Annotated in this window: 16 protein-coding genes and 1 pseudogene; 5 read left to right on the forward strand and 12 right to left on the reverse strand. The window is 44.3% G+C overall.

The features are described 5' to 3' along the window. Positions 1-18: 18 nt before the first annotated feature. Positions 19-1,464: pseudogene (locus tag FTV08_RS06380) on the reverse strand (circularly permuted type 2 ATP-grasp protein); the annotation flags it as partial. Between the two features lie 354 nt (positions 1,465-1,818). Between FTV08_RS06380 and FTV08_RS06385 the strand changes: the two are divergent. Together FTV08_RS06385 and FTV08_RS06390 are read left to right on the forward strand one after the other, a co-directional pair. Next, positions 1,819-2,826 (forward strand): YafY family protein, encoded by a 1,008-nt coding sequence (locus FTV08_RS06385; protein WP_005252167.1) that lies wholly within the window; start codon positions 1,819-1,821, stop codon positions 2,824-2,826. Positions 2,827-3,328: 502 nt separating this feature from the next. Beyond that, positions 3,329-4,999, forward strand: a complete 1,671-nt coding sequence (locus tag FTV08_RS06390) for an FMN-binding glutamate synthase family protein (protein WP_005252169.1) — start codon at positions 3,329-3,331, stop codon at positions 4,997-4,999. Positions 5,000-5,068: 69 nt separating this feature from the next. On the opposite strand, the gene FTV08_RS06395 is transcribed toward FTV08_RS06390, so the two are convergent. Genes FTV08_RS06395 through FTV08_RS06410 form a run of 4 tightly spaced genes read right to left on the reverse strand, consistent with a single transcriptional unit; the run spans position 5,069 to position 8,803 of the window. Further along, positions 5,069-6,112 carry an alpha/beta hydrolase gene (locus FTV08_RS06395; protein ID WP_005252171.1) on the reverse strand — a complete coding sequence of 348 codons (1,044 nt, stop codon included), beginning with the start codon at positions 6,110-6,112 and terminating at the stop codon, positions 5,069-5,071. Next, positions 6,112-7,251, reverse strand: a complete 1,140-nt coding sequence (locus FTV08_RS06400; RefSeq protein WP_005252173.1) for a YdcF family protein — start codon at positions 7,249-7,251, stop codon at positions 6,112-6,114. Before FTV08_RS06400 ends, FTV08_RS06395 begins: the two co-directional genes overlap by 1 nt. Position 7,252: 1 nt before the next feature. Further along, positions 7,253-8,293, reverse strand: a complete 1,041-nt coding sequence (gene murB, locus FTV08_RS06405) for a UDP-N-acetylmuramate dehydrogenase (protein WP_005252175.1) — start codon at positions 8,291-8,293, stop codon at positions 7,253-7,255. A 3-nt stretch (positions 8,294-8,296) separates the two neighbouring features. Continuing rightward, entirely contained in the window at positions 8,297-8,803 is a 507-nt protein-coding gene (locus FTV08_RS06410; RefSeq protein ID WP_005252177.1) for a low molecular weight protein-tyrosine-phosphatase, read from the reverse strand. Between the two features lie 120 nt (positions 8,804-8,923). Between FTV08_RS06410 and FTV08_RS06415 the strand changes: the two genes are divergently transcribed. Both FTV08_RS06415 and FTV08_RS06420 read left to right on the forward strand, forming a co-directional pair. Next, positions 8,924-10,084, forward strand: a complete 1,161-nt coding sequence (locus FTV08_RS06415; RefSeq protein ID WP_005252179.1) for an iron-containing alcohol dehydrogenase — start codon at positions 8,924-8,926, stop codon at positions 10,082-10,084. Between the two features lie 44 nt (positions 10,085-10,128). Continuing rightward, positions 10,129-10,563 carry a thioesterase family protein gene (locus FTV08_RS06420; RefSeq protein ID WP_005252181.1) on the forward strand — a complete coding sequence of 145 codons (435 nt, stop codon included), beginning with the start codon at positions 10,129-10,131 and terminating at the stop codon, positions 10,561-10,563. 8 nt (positions 10,564-10,571) lie between these two features. On the opposite strand, the gene dnaX is transcribed toward FTV08_RS06420, so the two are convergent. From dnaX to FTV08_RS06445, 5 genes are all read right to left on the reverse strand, one after another. Then, entirely contained in the window at positions 10,572-12,704 is a 2,133-nt protein-coding gene (gene dnaX, locus FTV08_RS06425) for a DNA polymerase III subunit gamma/tau (RefSeq protein WP_180086900.1), read from the reverse strand. Positions 12,705-12,837: 133 nt separating this feature from the next. Continuing rightward, on the reverse strand, positions 12,838-13,281 hold the full coding sequence (locus FTV08_RS06430; RefSeq protein ID WP_180086901.1) for a copper resistance protein NlpE N-terminal domain-containing protein: 444 nt from the start codon (positions 13,279-13,281) through the stop codon (positions 12,838-12,840). Positions 13,282-13,359: 78 nt separating this feature from the next. Beyond that, positions 13,360-14,625 carry a serine hydrolase gene (locus FTV08_RS06435; RefSeq protein ID WP_180086902.1) on the reverse strand — a complete coding sequence of 422 codons (1,266 nt, stop codon included), beginning with the start codon at positions 14,623-14,625 and terminating at the stop codon, positions 13,360-13,362. Between the two features lie 59 nt (positions 14,626-14,684). After that, positions 14,685-15,539 carry a MaoC/PaaZ C-terminal domain-containing protein gene (locus tag FTV08_RS06440; RefSeq protein WP_180086903.1) on the reverse strand — a complete coding sequence of 285 codons (855 nt, stop codon included), beginning with the start codon at positions 15,537-15,539 and terminating at the stop codon, positions 14,685-14,687. A gap of 157 nt (positions 15,540-15,696) precedes the next feature. Further along, a complete protein-coding gene (locus FTV08_RS06445; protein ID WP_005252191.1) occupies positions 15,697-17,088 on the reverse strand; it encodes a 3-oxoacyl-ACP reductase in 1,392 nt (463 codons plus the stop codon). A gap of 240 nt (positions 17,089-17,328) precedes the next feature. Between FTV08_RS06445 and FTV08_RS06450 the strand changes: the two genes are divergently transcribed. Further along, the gene (locus FTV08_RS06450; protein ID WP_180086904.1) at positions 17,329-18,846 is read left to right on the forward strand and encodes an acetyl-CoA C-acetyltransferase; all 1,518 of its coding nucleotides are present in this window, start codon (positions 17,329-17,331) and stop codon (positions 18,844-18,846) included. A gap of 54 nt (positions 18,847-18,900) precedes the next feature. On the opposite strand, the gene FTV08_RS06455 is transcribed toward FTV08_RS06450, so the two are convergent. After that, positions 18,901-21,084 (reverse strand): hypothetical protein, encoded by a 2,184-nt coding sequence (locus FTV08_RS06455; RefSeq protein WP_180086905.1) that lies wholly within the window; start codon positions 21,082-21,084, stop codon positions 18,901-18,903. A gap of 175 nt (positions 21,085-21,259) precedes the next feature. Beyond that, positions 21,260-21,697: a chlorhexidine efflux PACE transporter AceI gene (gene aceI, locus FTV08_RS06460; protein WP_180086906.1), complete on the reverse strand. Its 438-nt coding sequence runs from the start codon at positions 21,695-21,697 to the stop codon at positions 21,260-21,262. Between the last annotated feature and the right edge of the window lie 9 nt (positions 21,698-21,706).

The following is a 21,706-nucleotide window of genomic DNA, read 5'->3' on the forward strand; positions in this document are numbered from 1 at the left end:
TTTTCCTTCTTTGGAATCTTATGAATGTAAATTGTCGACTACCCAGGTATCTTTGATACCGCCACCTTGTGATGAATTCACCACCAGTGAGCCGGGTTGCATCGCCACACGTGTCAAGCCACCCTGTACGATTTCAGTACGATAAGGCGAACTTAATACAAATGGGCGTAAGTCGATATGACGTTCAGCAATACCAAAATTGGTCAAAGTCGGACTAACCGATAAGTCCAAAGTGGGCTGCGCAATATATAAATGCGGCGCAGCTAAAATTTTCTCCCTGAAAGTTTCAATTTGCTGTTTAGACGCTTGTGGTCCAATGAGCATGCCATAACCGCCCGAACCCTGCGCTTCTTTCACCACCAGCTGATCCAGATGAGCCACGACATAGTCTAATTCTTCAGAATTACGACATTGATAAGTCGGAACATTTTTTAGAATTGGCTGCTCGCCCAAATAAAAACGAATCATTTTGTCGACATATGGATAAACCGATTTGTCATCTGCCACACCGGTTCCCGGCGCATTGGCAATCACGACATTATTTTGCAAATAAGCCGACATCAAGCCAGCAACACCCAAAGTGCTATCCGGTTTAAAGCATAAGGGATCAAGAAACGCATCATCGACCCGTCTATAAATAACATCGACTCGTTGGCGACCACGTATGGTTTTTACATAAACCTTCGAGTCATCAACAAAAAGGTCACGTGATGTTACCAATGGCACATCCATCTCTCTTGCAAGGAAAGAATGTTCATAGTAAGCACTATTAAAACGTCCTGGGGTCAGTACCACCACAAATGGCTTATCGACATAAGCATTTTCGATCAGGATTTCTTTTAATAATTGTGGATATTGCTCGATTCCGGCAATCTTGGACTGCTCGAATACTTTCGGCATCAGTTTTTCACTGATCTTGCGGCATTCCAGCATATAAGACACGCCAGATGGCGTTCTGAGATTATCTTCTAAGACATAAAACTCGCCCTTGGAATCACGGATCACATCGATCCCGCTAATCTGGCTATAAATCCCGCCTTTCAAGCTATGTTGATACATATGCGGCTGATAGGCTTCATGAGTTAAAATCTGCAACTCAGGAATGATATTGGCTTTTAAAATGTCCTGTTGATGATAAATATCATGTAAGAATAAATTTAGCGCCCGTACCCGTTGTGCCGAGCCTAAAGCCACCATATTCCACTGTTTCCGGTCTATGACTCGCGGAATGATATCGTAGGGAATAGTGCGTTCTACGCCTTCTTCATCGCCATAAACGGTAAAGGTAATACCGTGATTTAAAAAATGTTCTTTTGCTACCTGATTCAGTGCATTGAGTTCATCCAGCGTATGTTGAGATAACCATTCTTCCAGTCTTTGACCTGCCTGACTGGACAGCACATGTTCATCCTGCATTTCATTAAAGAACTTTGAAGATAACTGCTGCAGTAAAAGTTGTGGGTTTGTTGTAGTAGATACCGCTGTAGTTTTAGTGTCTATAAAATTTTTTCCAATATTCTGGGAACTAAATTTATCAATTGTTTCAATCACATTTGTATCCTGATTTCCTTTAAGCATACAAACCCTCGTATTATCATCTATTATAATTAAATCAAAGCAATATCCATGCCATGACATCTGCATTTCAATTACCATTAATCTAATAAATGCCCAATGAACTCAATGCTATTTTCGACCAAGTTGTTTTAGAATTGTAGGACAAATGTTGCACAGAGGGACTTGCGAAAAAATGAGAGTTTTTTTATTGTGTTAAGCTAAGCCTAAATCCCCTCTTCTTTATTGCCAGCAAAATAAATTATGTCAGCACAAGAAAAAGAAACTTCAAACAGTCTGTATCGCCAATGGCAAATTTTGTCGCGTCTTTCTACCGGCAAATGGATGGGAACACGTGAATTAGAGGAAATCCTCAATCGCGAAGGCATCGATATCAGTCTACGTACCATTCAGCGTGACCTGAATCAGATTGCGCAACGCTTTCCAATTGAAAGCAGTAAAACCACGCCGCAAGGCTGGCGTTGGCGTTCAGATGCGCCGCTGCAAAGTTTGCCGCATATGACCAGCTCGCAAGCGGTCACTTTCATGATGGTCGAAGAACATTTAAAACATCTGCTGCCACCGAGCCTGATCGAGGAAATGAATCCGTGGTTTGACCTGGCACGACGCAGTCTTTCTTCCCAGAACAATGTCCGGCAATGGATTAACCGCGTACGCATTGTTCCGGCCACCCAACCGCTGATTCCACCTGTGGTAGATAAGGCCGCGCAGCAAGCGGTGTATGAAGGCCTGTTACAGGACAAACAACTGGAATGTGTGTATCAGGGCCGTGGTCATAACAGCGAAGAAAAAACCTATATTCTCAATCCTCTGGCATTGGTACAAAAAGGGTCAATCATTTATCTGGTGTGTACCCGTCATGACAAATCGGATATCCAGACCTTTGCACTGCACCGCTTTAAATCGGCCGTCGTGCTGAATTCACGTGCCTTGCATCCGGTCAATTTCGATATTGATGATTATATTGATTCTGGTGCACTGGGCTTCCGGGTGGACTTCAACCATCCCACCGAAAATGTCACGCTTAAACTCAGCATGTCAGAGTCGGATGCGCATTACTTTGAGGAAAGCCAGCTCAGTAAAGACCAGAAAATTGAAAAAATGGAAGATGGCATGTCGCTGATCACTGCTACCGTGCCATTTACCTCTCAACTGGTCTGGTGGCTGCGTAGCTTTGGTAAAAAGATTAAACATATTGAACCGAGTATTGTGGCCAATGCAGTCGCTCAACTGGATGAGGAAAACCCTTAACTACACAGGCTTCATCCAGATTCTTTTAGGTATTCCAGAATAAAAAAATCCCCAAATTGGGGACTGGAGAATTATGCTTATATTTTTGTTCTTGTTGTGGTGATCTGCCGCTGTGCCAATCTGCTTTTCTTTGACACCCCGAAATGCAGCTTGAATGAAACATCAATATTTAAAAATGACTGAGACATGAGCAAGCCAGCTCAGCATCATTAAAGCGAATGGATTTTTTGGTCATGGTTTAAGACTCCTATGTAGTGACTAAACCGACTATAAAGTCATCCGCCTTACTTGTGAAATAAATAGAATGCATGTCTTTTGCAGATTTTTTCTATAGGACTTTTTCCGCAAAATTTATCTGTAATCGCTGCTGATTCATTGCCTGGCTTAATAGTATTTCTGGCAAGTTTATAAAATCGAATAACAATTCTCTGCTTGTATAAGATACCTCGCTTTGCACATCATAAAGCCTTAATAGAAGTAGAAATAGGGACTTAATTTTACAATGGCTAACCCTGCTCAATTAGTACGTCACAAGCTGCTCAATACTTTCTTTTCCCGCCATTCGGTCTGGTTTGCCTGCATTCTGATTGCAGTAATTTTTACTACATTTCATATCGGTTATTCTCCGCGTTATATCTATTATTTTATGCCGCAAACGTTGGTGAATACCCTGTGGATCCTGAGCATTCTGCTGAGTTTGCTGGGTTTGTATGATGTACTGCAAAACAAGCATTCCATTCTGAAAAATTATCCCATCATGGGACATTTCCGCTTTATCTTTGAGGAATTTCGTCCCGAGATTCGTCAGTATTTTATTGAAGCCGACCGCGATGCGCTGCCCTTTTCCCGTATGCAGCGCAGTCTGGTGTATCAGCGGGCGAAAAATGAAAATTCTGATAAACCTTTCGGCTCGATTCTGAATGTCTATGAAGATAATTACCGCTTTGTTAGTCATTCCATCACGCCCTGCAAAGTTGCCGATCCACAGACTTTTCGTATCCTGATTGGAAATGAGCAATGTACCCAGCCCTTTTCAGCTTCTATTTTAAATATTTCAGCCATGAGCTTTGGCAGCATGAGTGCCAATGCGATACGAGCCCTTAATCTCGGCGCTAAAAAAGGTGATTTTTTCCATGATACAGGCGAAGGCAGTATCAGTCCCTACCATCTGGAATATGACGGTGATCTGGTCTGGGAAATTGGCAGTGGTTATTTTGGCTGCCGTACTTTAGATGGACAATTCGATCCGGAACGTTTTGCTGCACAAGCCAAATTACCCCAGGTAAAAATGATTGAAATCAAGCTTTCGCAAGGCGCAAAACCTGGCCACGGCGGTATTTTACCTAAAAGTAAAATTTCGGAAGAAATTGCCCAAATTCGAGGCATCAGCCGTGATCATGATTGTGTTTCACCTTCTAGTCATCCGGCATTTAACACACCGATTGAAATGATGCATTTCATACAAAAATTACGTGAACTTTCCAGCGGAAAACCGGTCGGATTTAAGCTGTGCTTGGGTCAACCGTGGCAGTTTATGAGCATGGTCAAAGCCATGTTACATACTCAGATTTACCCAGATTTTATTGTGGTTGATGGTTCTGAAGGTGGAACCGGTGCTGCACCCATTGAATTAATTGACTATGTCGGTGCGCCTTTAAGAGAAGGTTTACTGTTTGTACACAACACCCTTGTTGGTGCAGGTTTGAGAGATAAGATCAAAATTGGTGCAAGTGGTAAAATAATTAGTGCATTCGATATTGCCAGCACGCTTGCCATTGGTGCGGATTGGGTGAACTCTGCCCGTGGTTTTATGTTTGCAGTGGGCTGTATTCAGGCACAAAGTTGTCATACCAATCAATGCCCTGTCGGAGTCACCACCCAAGACAAAGATCGCCAGAAAGCCTTACATGTGCCGACCAAGGCCGAACGGGTGTTTCATTTTCATAAAAACACCTTACATGCCCTGTCTGAACTAATAGCTTCCGCAGGTCTCAAACACCCTTCCGCTATTAAGGCGCATCATCTGGCACAACGCGTGAATAATCACGAAATAAAGAACTTTGCGCAGATTCATTTCTGGCTGAAAGAAGGCGAATTATTGTCCTGTGAAAATAAAGATGAGGAGAACTTCTACTTCCGGATGTGGAATTTGGCCCAATTAGAAAAATTTTAATTTGATGCATTTAAAATCAAAAAAGGCGTTTAATTCAAATGCCTTTTTAAATATCCAATTTTCAATCTATCAATAATAAGTTTTGCTGCCATGTGCATGTAAAAAGGCAGGAATCAAACCCGTGAGTGCAGCACGAATATCAGCACGCTCATTGATTAACTGATGCGAACCTTCTTCCAGCATCAGTAAAGTCTGGAGCCGGAATTTACGCCGGATAAATTCGATATTATAACGCCAATCAACAGTCTGATCCTGTGCACCCTGTGCCAGCCAGACTGGAATACGACAAGCCGGACGCGCTTCCATTTCCAGCATCCAGCGTGACATCGCCAGAATCCAGTCCATGCCCATCATTCGCGGTTGTAATGGATCTTTAAGCCGGATAAAACGCAGAAACTCCGGATTATGGTTATTGCGTCTAAAATGCCGGGGAACTTCACGTTTGATTCGGCTAATAATGCCAAGCCCGACCGAATTATGCCACCAAGCAGTTTTGGCGGGACGAATCAATGGTGATAATAGCAAGACCCGCTCGACAAAAGGATTTTCACGACGTTCTGCAAATTCCAGTAAATGGTGCATCCAGATCGCACCACCGGTACTCTGGCCGATGCCAACCCAAGGTTTCGGTAATTGTGAAGCGTGCTGTACATAGCGATGTACTGCATGCAAGACCTGCTGATAATGATCAAAATTCTGAATGCTAGCAGGTGAACCATCACTGAGACCATGTCCCGGCAAGTCATAGGTCAATACGCTAAAACCCTGTTCCAAAAGCTCTTTGACAATGGGCTGATAAATGCCGCTATGTTCCAGATAACCATGCAGCAAAAAAGCAGTTCCCTGAATCTTATCAAAGCGGGTATTTTCCAGATTTGGCTCAAACACCTGTACATGTAACCTGAATAAAGGCATCTGTACATAGCCCTGCCAGTGTTTACAAACCAGTAAATCAAAACCATAAAGCTTGCGATAGGACTGCAGCTCAATCGGCGGTTCATCACTACGATTCAGGTTTAAAGGTGGCAAGAGTTGAGGCGTAACATCCCGACTCGGAATGGGTAAATCCAGCTGTTTCAGAATGGTAGGATTTAAAAATGGGATATCAGACATTATGGCACCTCCCGACAGTCACTGGATCCAAACCACATATCGCGCATGGTCGCCAACATTTCATAATTGGCACGACGACTGTGATCATAATTTTGTGCACTTGGACGCCATCGTGTCAATGACGTTGGCATCGGCGCTTCTACCGGAATGGTTTGTATGCCATTTAACGCAAATAAACGGCGGGTACGCGGCATATGATAACGATCCGTAATCAGAATCACTGTAGGCGCTCCACCTTTCTTTTGTAATAATAATGAACTGAAACGGGTATTTTCACAGGTGTTCATGCTGCGATCTTCCAGTAATTTGGCATCGACACCATGATTTTTTAACCAGCGCTGCATATACGGTGCTTCGACCCCACTCAGAACAATCGGTAACTGGTAATGTTTCTCTACTGCCAGCGTGGTTTCCAGACGTAGTCGCGTATAGTTATTGACGATGATCTCTTTGCCTTGGTCATCTAGGGTTAAGCCACCACCCAATACCACAATGGCATAAGGCTGAGAGCTATTCGCCGGTTTAGCCTGCTGTTGCTCTTGTAGTAAAGCCAAGTCCTGCTGGATTTCCTCTCCATCGGTTTCCTGTACCGAACTGGCTTCACCCTGCTCAAGTGGATGCGTCGTCAGAAACTCCATATATTGCTCAATACGTTCCTTGTTTTTACTACTGTCCCACTCCAACAATTCCCGGACATTTGCTGTCGGATCGGCTGGTTCTGCATCTTCCTGTGAGGACAATAAGGGCACCTGAGCAGGTGGACTTTGCTCTGCTTTTTGATCTTGCTGTTCGCGTTGATATTCTTCAATTACTTGCTGCAGCGCTTTATAACGTGCCTGAATCAGCATCAGGTTGGCCGAGTTATTTTGCTGGATATCCTGTTCCATGACCTTTAAATATGCCTGACGGGCTATCCACAAATCAGATCCAGGTTCTAGATTTTCATGCTCGCTTAATGCTGCCATTTTCTGGCTTTGGGCCGCGACTTCATTTAGCTCTAAGGAGACAAACTGGTTTAAGCCCTTGACGATCATTTTTGAGTAAAAAGGCGTATAAACCAACACCAGTAGACAGCCGCATAGTACAAATAGTCCAGTGACAATTTGTAGCAAACGTACCATCCAATGGGTGTTTTTCATGTTATTCCTCTTCCTGATGAGAACGAATCAAGCCATTTTTATCGAACAATACAGGTTCAGGTTCCAGCATCAGACTAAATTTTTCCCAAACTGATTGCTGTACCCCACGATACGTTTTACGAACATCGGTGAGAGAGGCTTGACCATAATTCACCAAGACCAATGCCTGTTTGTGAAACATGCCGACAGGCCCCAACTGTTTACCCTTCCAGCCCGCCTGATCAATCAGCCAGCCCGCTGCTAGTTTAACTTGAGCATTGGCTTGTTGGTAATGGGGTAAATTCGGGAAAGATACAGCAATTTGGTCAAAGACCGCCTGATCAACCACTGGATTTTTAAAGAAGCTACCCACGTTGGGAAATTCTTGCGGATCAGGCAATTTACTCTGACGAATCTGAATGACCTGTTGCTGCAGGTTTTCTGCTGTGAGCTGATCACCAACCGCAGTCTTCAGATCACCATAATTCAGTTTCAAATCTGGCTGTTTAAGTAATCTAAAAGTCACATGGGTAATCACATAACGGTTGGGATCATCTTTAAAAATACTATGCCGGTAGGCAAATTGACAGTCTGCTGCCTGAATCGAGGCAAATTGTTTCAGCTGACGGTCATAGACCTCGACGGAATCGATAAACTCGCCGACTTCAACGCCATAAGCGCCAATATTCTGTACTGGCGATGCACCGACCCGACCCGGAATTAAAGCTAGATTCTGTAGGCCATATAAACTTTGTGCCGTGGTCCAGAGCACAAAGTCATGCCAGCCTTGTCCGCCGCCTACACGTAAACGTTGCGACTGATCATCAGCATCCAGCATTTCAATGCCTTGAATATCCATATGCAGCACCAGTGCATCAATCTGCTCCGGCAACAACATATTACTGCCGCCTGACAGGATCAGCACATTGAGTTGCTGCTGTTCCGCAAAATCCAGTGCAGTTAGCAGATCAGCGGTGGATTGAATCTGAGCATAGTGCGAAGCAATCGCTTCTAAATTTAAAGTATTAAAAGGTTTAAGTTGAACCTGGGTTTGAATCTGCATCGCTTAAACCTTGTGTAAATTCTGTTTAAAAATCTCAATCCAGGCCTGGCTGCTGGATTCACACTGATCAAGCACCCGCTCAAAGCCATCCGCTTCGCCATAATAAGGATCGGGTAAGGCCTGTTTCGGATAGGTCTGATCATGCTCACTCATCAATGCCACGCGTGCACGTACATGGCCAAACCGAGTTTCTGCCAGACGCTGTATGTCCTGGATATTGGATAAATTCTCCAGATCCATCGCCAGAATCAGATCATAATCAATAAAATCGTGTGGAATGAGTTGACGTGCGCGAAGTGCTGAAAGGTCATAGCCACGTTTTAGTGCATGCTTCTGGCTACGCAAGTCCGGTGCCTTGCCGGGATGATAATTACTGGTTCCGGCAGAGTCGACCACAATGTTCAGTTGCTGTTCATCACAATAATGTCTGAGTACAACTTCTGCCGTGGGAGAGCGGCAAATATTTCCCAAACAAACACATAACACCTTGTATGGCGTTCTGGATGACATAAACAACCTCAGAGCTACTTTATTTTAAAGATTCTTATGTTAAGTTATTTATATACTTATTCCTATCTTACAACCATAGAATAATCTCGTATTTGCAATAAAAAAATCAAGGATATCGCCATGAATCGTTTTCAGTTTCAAACCGTCCCCAATATCATTGCCGGACTAGGCACGATTCAGGAATTATTTAAAATTCTAAAAAATGGCCGTTATCGCCGTCTTCTACTGGTGACTGACCCGGGTATGCTGAAGGAGCAATTACATCTGCCGATTCTGGATATTATTGAATCTGCCGGACTGGAGTATGTGATTTACTCGGATGTTCAGGCCGATCCGCCCGATACAGTGGTGCTTGAAGCGGCGGCTTTTGCAAAACAGGAAAATATTGATGTGGTGCTGGGCTTTGGTGGTGGCAGCTCGATGGATGTGGCCAAACTCATTGCAATTTTGGCGCATCCTGAACAGCATCAGACATTGTCTGATCTGTATGGCGTTGATAATGCCACCGGACCGCGTTTAGCTTTAATTCTGGTACCAACTACGGCTGGAACAGGTTCAGAAGTGACGCCGATTTCGATTGTCACCACAGGTGAAACCACCAAGACCGGCATTGTCGCGCCCATTCTCTATGCAGATGTTGCCATTCTGGATGCAACCTTTACTCAAAATCTGCCGGCACAGATCACTGCCGCCACCGGCATTGATGCCATGGTGCATGCCATTGAAGCCTATACCTCAAAACACAAGAAAAACCCTTATTCGGATATGCTGGCCAAACAGGCCTTAAGATTACTTAATGCCAATCTGCAGCGCGTGCTACAAGACGGATATGATTTAGATGCGCGTCAAAATATGCTGGTCGGTTCCATGCTGGCCGGACAAGCCTTTGCCAATGCACCAGTCGCCGCCGTACATGCGCTGGCTTATCCACTGGGTGGACATTTTCATCTATCGCATGGGCATAGCAATGCGCTGGTTCTAACTGAAGTATTAAAGTTTAATGCGCCAGCGGCCAAACAGCTCTATGCGGAATTGATGACCTGGCTGGATCCCTACAGTAAAGGTTGTCATGATGGCCTGACTGATCTGTTTATTGATCATTTTAATAATCATCTGATGCAAAGCGGTTTGACCCTAAAACTGAATCAGTTGAATATTCCGGAAGATATGCTGCAGGTCATGGCAGAAGATGCGATGCAACAAAGCCGGCTGTTGCAGAATAATCCACGTGAACTCAAGGTGGAGGATGCTTATCAGATTTATCAGGCGATCTATGCCTAGATCAATTTCCACTTAAGCCTTATCTAGCTGAGGACTGAATAGTGATGAAAGCCACCATCAAACAGCGCGAACACTATACTTTTTTCCTGCCCATTCAAACCCGTTGGGCAGACAATGATCTGTACGGCCATGTCAACAATGTGACTTATTATAGTTATTTTGATACCGCAGCCAATGCCCTGCTGATTCAGGAAGCTGATTTTGATCCTAAATACTCCCCGATGATTGGCTTGGTAGTCAGCTCCAACTGTCAGTTTAATCAGGAACTGTCTTATCCGGAAATTATTGAAGTGGGCGTGGCCATTGAAAGCATGGGAAGCTCATCACTCAGCTATGATCTGGCTATTTTTAAACGCAACTCAGATACAGCCGCTGCGCAAGGCAATTTTGTCCATGTATTTGTCGATCGTGAGACACGAAAAAGCACCCCGATTCCAGTTGAAATGCGGGATGCTTTATCTCGATTTGTTGTGACTTAACATCCAGCCTATTTCAGCTGAATATTTTGCAGTTCACCGTCAAACTGCTGTAACAGATTGCGTACTGCCGGTTCAGCATGTAACAATTCTTCGGCACGTTTAAAGGCACGTGCCTTACGCTGATGCTGCATGGTATATGGCGTTAACTGGTCCACATTTTCAAATTTCACCTGGAAATTGGTTTGCGGCCATTGCTGTTGCAAAGCTGCTTCCAGATGATGTTGCAACTGGGTTAACAATTGCTGGTACTGTTCAGGAATATGGAAAACAGATTCGCCATTCATCTGACCAGTCATGATGCCATACTGCGCCAGTTCCTGTACCGCTGGAGAAAGCTGGCTGTTACGGAACCAGTATTCCCATTTTTCTACGCTCCACTCACCTTCTAAGGTTTGTTCAGGTATTTTCAGAATATCCTGTGGCATCAGATTCTGCGTATTTACATCTTGGGAAATATCTTCCAGCAAAGCTGTCTGTGCAACTGGCTGAACCGGAGCTGTGTTTTCAAGAGCAGGCTGAGCAATCGAATCCTGTGAAAGTTCCAATTCCGGTGCAGCAAGACTAAATTCCTCATCAGCAGGCATACTGTCTTGTGCTGGCTCGGTAGGGATGACAGCATCTGCAGGAATAAACTCTTCAAGCAGGAAATCATCCGAACTGTTGCTGGTAGCAGGTGCTTCTGGCGTACTCTCGATTTCATCAAAACCAAATAAGCCTTTGTCATCATTTGGATCAAAAATAATTTGATCACTAGACTGCACTTCTTCAATGGTGGTCTGAATTACTACGGGCTGGACAGATTCAGGCTCAGTGATGCTGGTTGGCTCGTCTTCATCCAAAAAATCATCCGAAGAAGGTTCAGACGCTGATGCGAAATCAATCTCCTCATCTGTCTCATCGTCCAGAGAAAAATCATCAAATACAGGCTCCGCTTCAAATGATTGTGTTTCTACGGACTCAGATTGAAGTTGTGTCTGAACGGGCTGTTGTAGACGTGTTGTACTGGTTGCTGCCTGTTGCGGTGCAGTCTCCTGCATCACCGGAATTTCGCTTGGCTGTAAGGGACGGAAAGCCAATAAACGTAGCACCGTCATCTCAAAACCTTGTTCCTGCGTAACTGCAAGCTGTAAATCGGCACGCCCCTTACAGGCAATCTGATAATACAGTTGCAGGTCTTGTGCAGAAATCAGACCGGATAATTGCATGATCTTTCGATTGATCTCGGCACTATATTTCAGGCTTAAATCTGGTAAATATTGCAATAAGGCCAGTTCATGCAACGTCGAAATCAACTGGTCGAGCACCAGTGACACATCCAGAGCTTGCTGACGGAACTGTAGCAATAACTGACTAACCTGCGCTTTCTGGTTCTGGTGAATCGCCAGAATCAGATCATAAATAATAGTACGGTCAATCAGCCCTAGCATGTCTTTAACATCCTGATGCTGAATCGCTCCTTGACCATAGGCAATCGCCTGATCGGTCAACGACAAGGCATCACGTAATGAACCTTGCGCAGATTCAGCAATCTGCCAGATGGCATCCTGATCAGACTGAATGCTTTCTTTGCTAAGAATATGGCCCAGATGATCAGTAATTTCATCGACTGCCAATGGACGCAAAGTAAATTGCAGACAGCGAGAAATTACGGTAATCGGTAGTTTTTGCGGATCGGTGGTTGCAAACAAGAATTTGACATGTTCTGGCGGTTCTTCCAACGTCTTTAACAGCGCATTGAAAGAATGCGTAGACAGCATGTGCACTTCATCGATCAGGTAAACCTTAAAGCGACCTTGAGTCGGTGCATAAGGCACATTGTCGAGCAGCTCACGGGTATCTTCGACCTTGGTACGGGATGCCGCATCGATTTCGATTAAATCAATAAAGCGGCCTTCATTGACTGCGGTACAGGTCGGGCACACCTCGCAAGGAGTCGAAGTAATACCGGTTTCACAGTTCAGGCACTTCGCCAAAATACGTGCAATCGTGGTTTTTCCGACACCACGCGTTCCCGTAAACAAATAGGCATGATGCAAACGGCCACGTTCGAGCGCGCTGGTTAAAGCACGTGATACATGGTTTTGCCCCACCAATTCATTGAAATTACGAGGACGGTATTTTCGCGCAAGTACTTGATACATGTATGCTCCTTTTTACAGGTCTAAGCATACTGTTTTTTTATAAAATAGTGAAATGAATGCCGGTTTATAAAGAATAAAAATTCCTTGATCAAAATCATTGAAAAAGGGATATAAAACAGATGCTTTTTTAAAATCAGGCGGATTCAAACAGGATAAAGTCACTTTGCATCTGGTAGCGTTTGCCTGTTTGATCTTCACGAATTTCCAGAACATGCTTTTTCAGATCGACATAAAGCAGATTTCGGGTATCGACATTCAGCAGTTCAATCTTTTGTTGTGATTCATCCTGAAACCGAATCTGCCCGCTCATTGTTTCAATTTCATTATGACCACTTAAACTTTCACGCTGTAAAGTAAAGGTCTGATCTTCATTTAAAGTTAAGGCCACTGCCATGCCTGGACAGTCTTCACAACTTGAAAAACATCCCATACATGGTGTTGTGCCCTGATAACTCCCGACCCAGGCAGGAATCTGAGCTTTGGCTTCCATCACCGTTTTTGCAACCGGCTGATTCGGCTCCTGACATCCGAACAACGCACTGCTTGCGACCAGAGGAATCACCAGCACTTTTTTCATTACTTCACACCACAGCCATGGACTGCGCGACAAAATAACATATTTAGCTAAAGGGCTAAACTCCCAAATCAGGGATATTTAGCGCCAGCCTTTGCGACCGGTCAGTACCGCATCCGCACAGCGCAAGGTTTCTTGCGTCAGGCCCCAAAGACGGTAATCTCCAGTTAATGAACCTGTCGGGAAATTATGCGTATAGGCAAAACTCAAACCGCGCTCAGGATCGCACCAGGCACCAGAGCCATTAAACCCCATATGACCAAAACCTTTAGAGGCTTTTCCTAAAGTGAGAACACGGTGATAACCCAAACGCCAGTGCATCGGTAAAGGCATGACCCGATCTCGTGTTTTGTATTGCATCTGACTAAGTCGCTGGAACACCTCAGGCGAAATCAGTTGCTGACCTTGCCATTCACCATGATTCGCCAGCATGGTATAGATTTTTGCCAGACTCTCTGCAGTAAAGACACCATTGGCGGAGGGAATAATCGCTTGTAGCCCCTGTTCACTAAAGAAACTAAATTTCTTCATGCCTTTGGGAATCATGGCATCCTGAAAATCCTGAGGATCCTGCCCGCTAAAGACCAAGGCTCGCTCCATCAGGTTCGGCTTTCTTGGTGTAGTTTTTTTCGCAGTTTGTGTTTGAGACTTAGTTGTTTTAGGCTTTAAAATAGGTAAGGCCACCCGAGCTAACTCATTCGTCGGCACGCTGAAATAGGCGCCATTTAATTGTAATGGCTGAACCAGATATTCCTTCATCAGTACACCCAGTTTTTTACCTGTTGCTTTTTCCAGTACACCACCGACCTGCCAACCAAAGGTCAGCGGTTGATAAGCGGCATCTGTAGCAACCTGAAAACGTGGTTCTGCTGTCGCAATCCGGTCCAGCATATGCGACCAGTCGGCCATTTCAGTGGCATCATCAATCATATTACGGATATCAAACAGGCCACTTTGATGACTGAGCATATGTGCCAGAGTAATATTTTCTTTACCATTTTGTGCAAATTCAGACCAGTATTCTGCAACCGGTCGATCATAATCCAGATAACCTTGACTGACCAGAATATGCGCCAAAGTCGCCAGCACACCTTTACCTGTGGAATAACACAGCGACATGGTATCCGGTTGCCAGTTTTCAGTGACAGACTTTTTACCGGTATAAATATCGACGACCTTTTGTCCCTCAAAATATACCACCAGTGCGGCACCACCCTGTTCGGTACGTGCATCCTGCAAACGGCTAAACTGACGGGCAAGGTCACTGAAACGCTCATCGACATTGCCCTGATAATTATGCTGATCAGCAAACAGATAATCTTTAATTGGCTGCATCATTCTATCCATAGAATATTGATCCCTTAAAATGAAAAAGCCTAAATCGGGTTTAGGCTTTTGATTCAGATTTAAATTGCTTTGATATGGCCGGTGACGTGTGGTTTTTGATTTTTACTGCTTCGTATCAGAAAATCTGTATCATTGGCTGCCTGTGCCGTCAGGAACTCAACTTTAGATGGCAAGTACATCGGCAACTTGAACCAGACATCAACTTCATAAGCATCTGGCAATGACAGATTCGCCAGTGCTTTGGCTTTGCTCCACATACCATGTGCAATTGCCTGTTTAAAGCCAAAGGCTTTCGCTGTAACTGCATGAATATGAATCAGGTTAAAGTCACCTGAGGTCATGGCATAACGGCGACCCGTATTCTCCGAGATGCTCCATTCATTATTCAGTTTGTATTCTGGCGCTTGGCTTTCTGCAGGTTTAGCAGCCGCTTTAGCATTGGTCTTTTGACGTGACAGATAAGTGGTTAATGCTTCAACTACGACCTCACCTGCCACTTTGACTGTAGTAATGAAATCAAACTGAACGCCTTTATCATGTGGCTGTAATTCACCAAATTTGCATGATAGGGTCAAGGTTTCATTGACGCCGATTTTACGGTATTGCTTCACTTGGTTACGGATATGTACCAAGCCCAAGATCGGAAATGGAAATGCTTCTGAAGTCATCATGTGCATTTGCAGGCTTTGTGAAAGAACCGTCAGATAAATCGCTGGTATATAACCATTATTTTTAAAGCCGCAGACTTCATTATAAGCTTTCAAATGTTTTTGATCGACCTTGAATGAATCCACCACATATTCAACTTGCGGTAGAACTTTTTCAGCTTTCGGCTTTTTAAAAATCAAGCCTTGAATCACTTTTGGATAGGCTAAATAAGGTTTTGGAAGTTGACTAAAATGGCGCGTATTCATACTGAACCTTTAAAATATTCTTTTCATTTATATATGAGTGGAGTTCTCTCTCCCTTTGGGAGAGAGTTAGAGAGAGGGCTAAAAAAAGGCCCCTAGTCTCCCTCTCCTAAATCCTCTCCCTGAGCTTTAATTAAACTGCAAGAAAGGACTTGATGCTTTAAGCCCCTAACAGACTTTGACCACATACACGTACCACGTTGCCATTTAAACCTGTTGATGCAGTAGCAGCAAACATTGCAATCGTTTCTGCAACATCAACAGGTAGACCGCCCTGACTCATCGAATTCATACGGCGGCCTGCTTCACGGATCGCAAATGGAATCGCAGCCGTCATCTGAGTCTCGATAAAGCCCGGTGCAACGGCATTAATCGTTATACCATTTTTTAATGTCGGTGCTGTGAATTTTACTACACCAATCACCCCGGCTTTAGAGGCTGCATAATTGGTTTGACCCAGGTTTCCTGCAATCCCAGAAATTGAGGATACACAGATAATACGGCCATTGGCATTTAGACCATCGTGGGAGATTAAATAATCATTCACGCGTTCAATTGCCGACAGGTTGATGTTAATCACCAGATCCCACAGTTCAGGCTTCATATTGGCCAAGGTCTTGTCACGAGTAATTCCGGCATTGTGCACAATAATGTCCAGACCGCCATGCTCTGCTGCCGCTGCCTTGATCTTCTCACCTGCATCTGCAGCTGTAATATCAATAGCCAAGGTAGAACCGCCGATCTCACTAGCTACACGATCAAGGTCAGCCTGCTGTTGTGGAACATCCAGACAGATGACATGTGCACCATCACGGGCCAATACATGGGCAATCGCTTCACCAATACCACGGCTTGCGCCTGTCACAACCGCAGTTTTACCCGCTAATGGCTTGGTCCAGTCTACGTCTACTTTTTCAGCAGGTGAAACACGAATCACCTGACCAGAAACATAGGCAGAACGTGGAGAAACTGCAAAACGTAAAGCAGACTCAAGGTTTGCTTCTGCACCAGCATCTACATAGATCAGGTTCGCTGCAATTCCCTTTTTAAACTCTTTACCAACAGATTTTACAAAACCTTCCAGTGCACGTTGAGCGATTGACTGACTGACTGATTTAGCAGTTTCAGGCGTAGTCCCTACAATCACGACACGGCCAGAACTTTGGATTTGACGCGCAATCGGGTTAAAGAAATCATAAAGTGATTTTAACTGTTCTGAATTTTCGATCCCTGAAGCATCAAAAATAACGACCTTGAATTTTGATTCTTTATCGCCCGGGTTAAATGCACCCAGATTCAGCCCAGATGCTGCAGCCGCCTGTTGCAACTCAGCATTATTACCTGCATAGCTGTTGGCATGAATATTTGCCAGAACCTGAGCAATAGCACCCGTCAATGGACTTGCTGGTGCTGCGCCCAATAATACTGCGCCTTTTACCACCGGCGTAGCAGACTCAAAACGGTCTAAAGAAGTTGGGGATGGCAAACCCAAATTTTTAATGACAAATTTACCAATAGGAGATTTTGCAAAAGTTTGGTACTGATCAGTCATGTTTATTATCTCTCATACAAATTAATTTTTGGTTGATCTAAAGTTACCCTTAAACTTCAATATGATGCCAGACACATATATTTCAATAGATCCGCCAGATTCCGCCCAATCATACTTGAGATAATAGGCAGATGACTTGACCTGAGCGCAGTCTGTAATGTCATTGTAGTCAATACAGCCTATCCTCTTCTATGCTAATGTAAGCGCCAAGAAGACGATCTATTTGCCTGGTAAAGCCTTATGAGCAAAACAACTCAAGAAAATCCAGCAGTCGAGAACTCTGCGACAGAAACTGTGTCAAAACCATCAACGCGCACCAAGCGTAGCACTAAAAATACTGACACAGCCACTGGGACAGAAAAAAGTCCGACTAAAACCTCGCGTACACGGAGCACACCTGCCCGTGCCAAAAATACGACTTCATCTGAAAAAGATTTAATCTCTACAACACAGACTTCTGTTCTACAGGAACCAAACATGAGCCAAAATACAGTTCGCCGCGTTGCGATTATCGGTGGTAACCGCATTCCATTTGCACGTTCTAATGGTGCTTACTTTACGGCATCCAATACTGACATGTTTACAGCAACCCTGAACGGCCTAGTTGAACGCTTTAATCTGCAAGGTCAACGCTTAGGTGAAGTGGTTGCGGGTGCAGTACTGAAACACAGCCGTGACTTCAATATGACCCGTGAATGTGTACTAAATACTGCCCTTGCACCTGAAACGCCTGCTTATGACATCCAGCAGGCATGTGGTACTGGTTTGCAAGCGGCATTTCTTGTTGCCAACAAGATTGCTTTAGGTCAAATCGAAGTAGGCATTGCAGGTGGTGTAGATACGACTTCTGATGCACCGATTGCTTTTGGTGACGGTTTACGTAAAGCATTACTTGAGCTAAATATCGCGAAAACTGCAAAAGACCGTCTGAAAGCATTGACCAAGATCAATGTGAGAGACCTGATGGATGCACCAAAAAATGGTGAACCGCGTACAGGTCTGTCTATGGGTGATCATCAGGCGATTACCACACTGGAATGGGGAATTTCCCGTGAAGCGCAAGATGAACTGGCTGCATCTTCACACCAGAAAATGGCTGCAGCGTATGAAGAAGGTTTCTTTGATGACCTGATTACACCATTCTTGGGTCTTCAACGTGACAATAACCTGCGTGCTGATTCTTCAGTTGAGAAGCTGGCAAAACTTAAACCTGCTTTTGGTAAAGGTGATGCACGTACCATGACAGCGGGTAACTCTACACCGCTAACAGATGGTGCTTCTTGTGTGCTATTGGCTTCTGAAGAATGGGCGAAGGCAAATGGCCATGAAGTGCTAGCTTACCTGACTTTCCAGGAAACTGCCGCAGTTGATTTTGTCGAGAAAAAAGAAGGTCTGTTGATGGCGCCTGCATATGCCGTACCACGCATGCTTGAGCGTGCAGGTCTGAAACTGCAAGACTTCGACTATTATGAAATTCATGAAGCTTTTGCATCTCAAGTATTGTCTACGCTGAAAGCTTGGGAAGATCCGAAATTCTGTAAAGAGCGTTTAGGTCTGGATGCACCATTAGGTTCAATTGACCGTGCAAAATTGAACGTAAAAGGCTCTTCACTTGCTGCCGGTCACCCGTTTGCAGCAACTGGCGGTCGTATCATTGCGACAGCAGCAAAACTGATTAACCAGAAAGGTTCAGGTCGCGTACTGGTATCGATCTGTGCAGCCGGTGGTCAAGGTGTAACGGCGATTATTGAAAAATAATCTGTTGACCGATCCAATTAAAAAGCCCCTCAAATGAGGGGCTTTTTTTATGTTTTAGGGATTTGGCATCGGGTTATTTTTAAAATATTCATCCACTTTGTTCCACGGTGCAGTCGATGCCACACCTTTCACCATATTCTGGTTCACACCCTGACAAAGCGCGCTGTCGGGTGTTAGGTGGAAAGCATTCGCATTTGGGTCCATATAAGGAATTGAGCCTGGACGGCGCTGGAAATAGAAGTTTAACCAATCGACCATAGCTTCAAAGCCATAATTCGACATGGCCCAGGCACTATTATGCCCGCCCCAATGATGACCAAATTCATGTGCAATAATTCGATAACCAGATAATCTGTAATGGCCATAGAATAACCAAGTATCTACTCCTAATACTGCTCCACCACCTAAACCACCACCCATATTGGTAATGCCAAGATTAATTTCATTGCGGTTAAGAATTTCCCGATAGATCCGGACATAATCTTCTGGCTGAAAGAAACCATTCGGCCCTTCTACCTGACCATGATTGCCAAAAAAATCGTGTCCCATGACTGCTTTATGGTTAAACCATAAGGTTTCAAATTCTGGAGTACTCAGCATATAGGCCAGATTGGTCATCATCATGACCCATTCCCGGGCATAGACCGGCGTAATACGGCACCATTTATTTGGTTCATCATAGGTTCCGAAATAAATTTTCCATTTGGCTTTAATCTGGTTCAGCTTTTTGACATGCTCATCAGTCTCAGAGCTAATTTTCAGATCAAAAATATTGCTTGGGTTTTGCGTGGTCTGACTCAGACCTGCCAACTGGATTGAGCCTGTGCCATCTAGCAAAGGGAAACGGGATTGATCGGTCAACTTGAGCTCAAAGCTGGCATTCGAAAATGGTGTCAACTGATCCAGCTTAGCCAGAATCACCCAGTCTTCTGAGTTTTTAATCTTGGCACGAATCTGCAAATCACGTACAGGCACAGCACTGTAACTTTGCAAATGCAGGCGATTGCCATTTAGTGTTGCCGATAAAATCTGGTCCATATAGACATGACGCTGGCTGCTATTGGTCAAGGTTTCCCATGATTCACCATCCTGCAAGACACGGCTTCTCTCGCGTGCTTTAGATTCGGTTAAAATCATAGCTTGGTTTAGCTGGGTGGATTTATTCTGTTGCAGGGTCAGCATTGGCAGAATATAAATTTTCTGATTGGCCATATGCAGCAGATTCTGACCATAAATATAAAGATCGCTGGCTTTAGCTATTCGGCTGCTCTGGTTTTGCCCTTTTAAAATATAGTCTCGGAAGGTATCCTCACTTTTATTGGGTAAGATAGAGTCTAGATTAAAGGATTTTTCCCGGTAACTTTCTACAGTGCCATCATTCCGTGAAACATAAACTAAGCCATCGTTATGGCGATGCATGACTGCCGACAAATTGGTTTCTGTTAAAATAGGCGTAATATTATTTCCATTTTCCTGAATCTGATTGATATCATGGACATAAGTCATACCATCGGGCAGACTGGTGTACAGATAGTCGCCCATGACCTCCATACGTGCATTACAGTTGCGTGCACAGCCCGGCAAGCTGAGCCGTGCAAATTTGCGGGCCTTTAAATGGTTTTGCGCTGTCACATCACTTTGACGCCAGACATTGATCCGGCCTTCAATATCAGGTACATACACATAACGGTCGTCAGCAGTCACTGCATTGCTATGTACCAGCGCATAATTAAGCGCATCGCCCCACCACACACCTGTACCAAGGGCCATAATGAAGCTCGGCTGTTCACCACTAATATCTAGAATATCAATTCGGTTCGAGCCATAATTGGCCACATATAAACGCCCTGCATGAATTTCCAGATCATTCAGGCTATCCCATTTTTTGGCCAGACCCGAAATTTTCATAGGATCAATCGCACTGAGTGCACGTTTTTGTTTTAAGTCATAACGTAAAATATTCGATTCGGCCTGACTATTGGCAATATAAAGCACATCGCCATTCACCACCATGGCGGTGGGATTCCAGGTTTTCAGACCAAAATTCCCTGCTGTTAATTCTGAACCCACATCCAGAACCTTAAACTCTGCAATTTTGCTCAGCTGCTCACCCGAACCTGGTGAAATTACGGGATCCGGAAGCGTCTGCTGTGGCGTACTGCTCTCACCTCCTCCACCCCCACAACCCCACATCAGCAACACGATGGACACTGACAAGATCGCTCGTCTAAATAGCATTGAATTCCCCAATAAATTTAAAAATTAAAATAAAAAATCAAAGTCTTATAGCTTAATTTTCAGTTGGGTTCGAGCATAAAAAATGAGGACTTGATCAAGTCCTCATCGCTGAATATTTCACCTTTCGCATTCTGAAAAGGGAGTCTGAACTGTGTGGTATTTTTTATGGCATATTTTATGATGAGATTTTCCGATAATCCGGCTGTAGCCCCAGTCTGGCTTCTAGATGATCATAAACCCACTGAAAAATAAAGGTATATACGAGAATACAAAGGGTTAGAGCTAAGTCCAGCAAAAAGGCCTGAGCCAGACTCATGTGTAAGGCATAAGCCACCATCGGAATGGTCGCCAGCATCAAACCGCCTTCAAAGCCAATTGCATGAGCAATTCGCACTTTAATGGTTCTTTTCAAATGATGTCTGGCTTCAAACTTTTCAAAATAGTGATTAAACAACATGTTCCAGAGTACTGAGGTCAGAGCCATGGCAATTCCTAGCATACCTGTGACCTCAAGCGGCATATGCATCAAAGTACTTAGCAGGACAGCGATCACGACCAGTAAAATGCCTTCATATAAAGCGGCATGAATCAACCTTCTTTTGGAAATTAACATATCAAATCA

Origin of the sequence: Acinetobacter sp. YH12226, from assembly GCF_013417805.1 — a bacterium.
In the GTDB taxonomy this organism is placed as follows: domain Bacteria; phylum Pseudomonadota; class Gammaproteobacteria; order Pseudomonadales; family Moraxellaceae; genus Acinetobacter.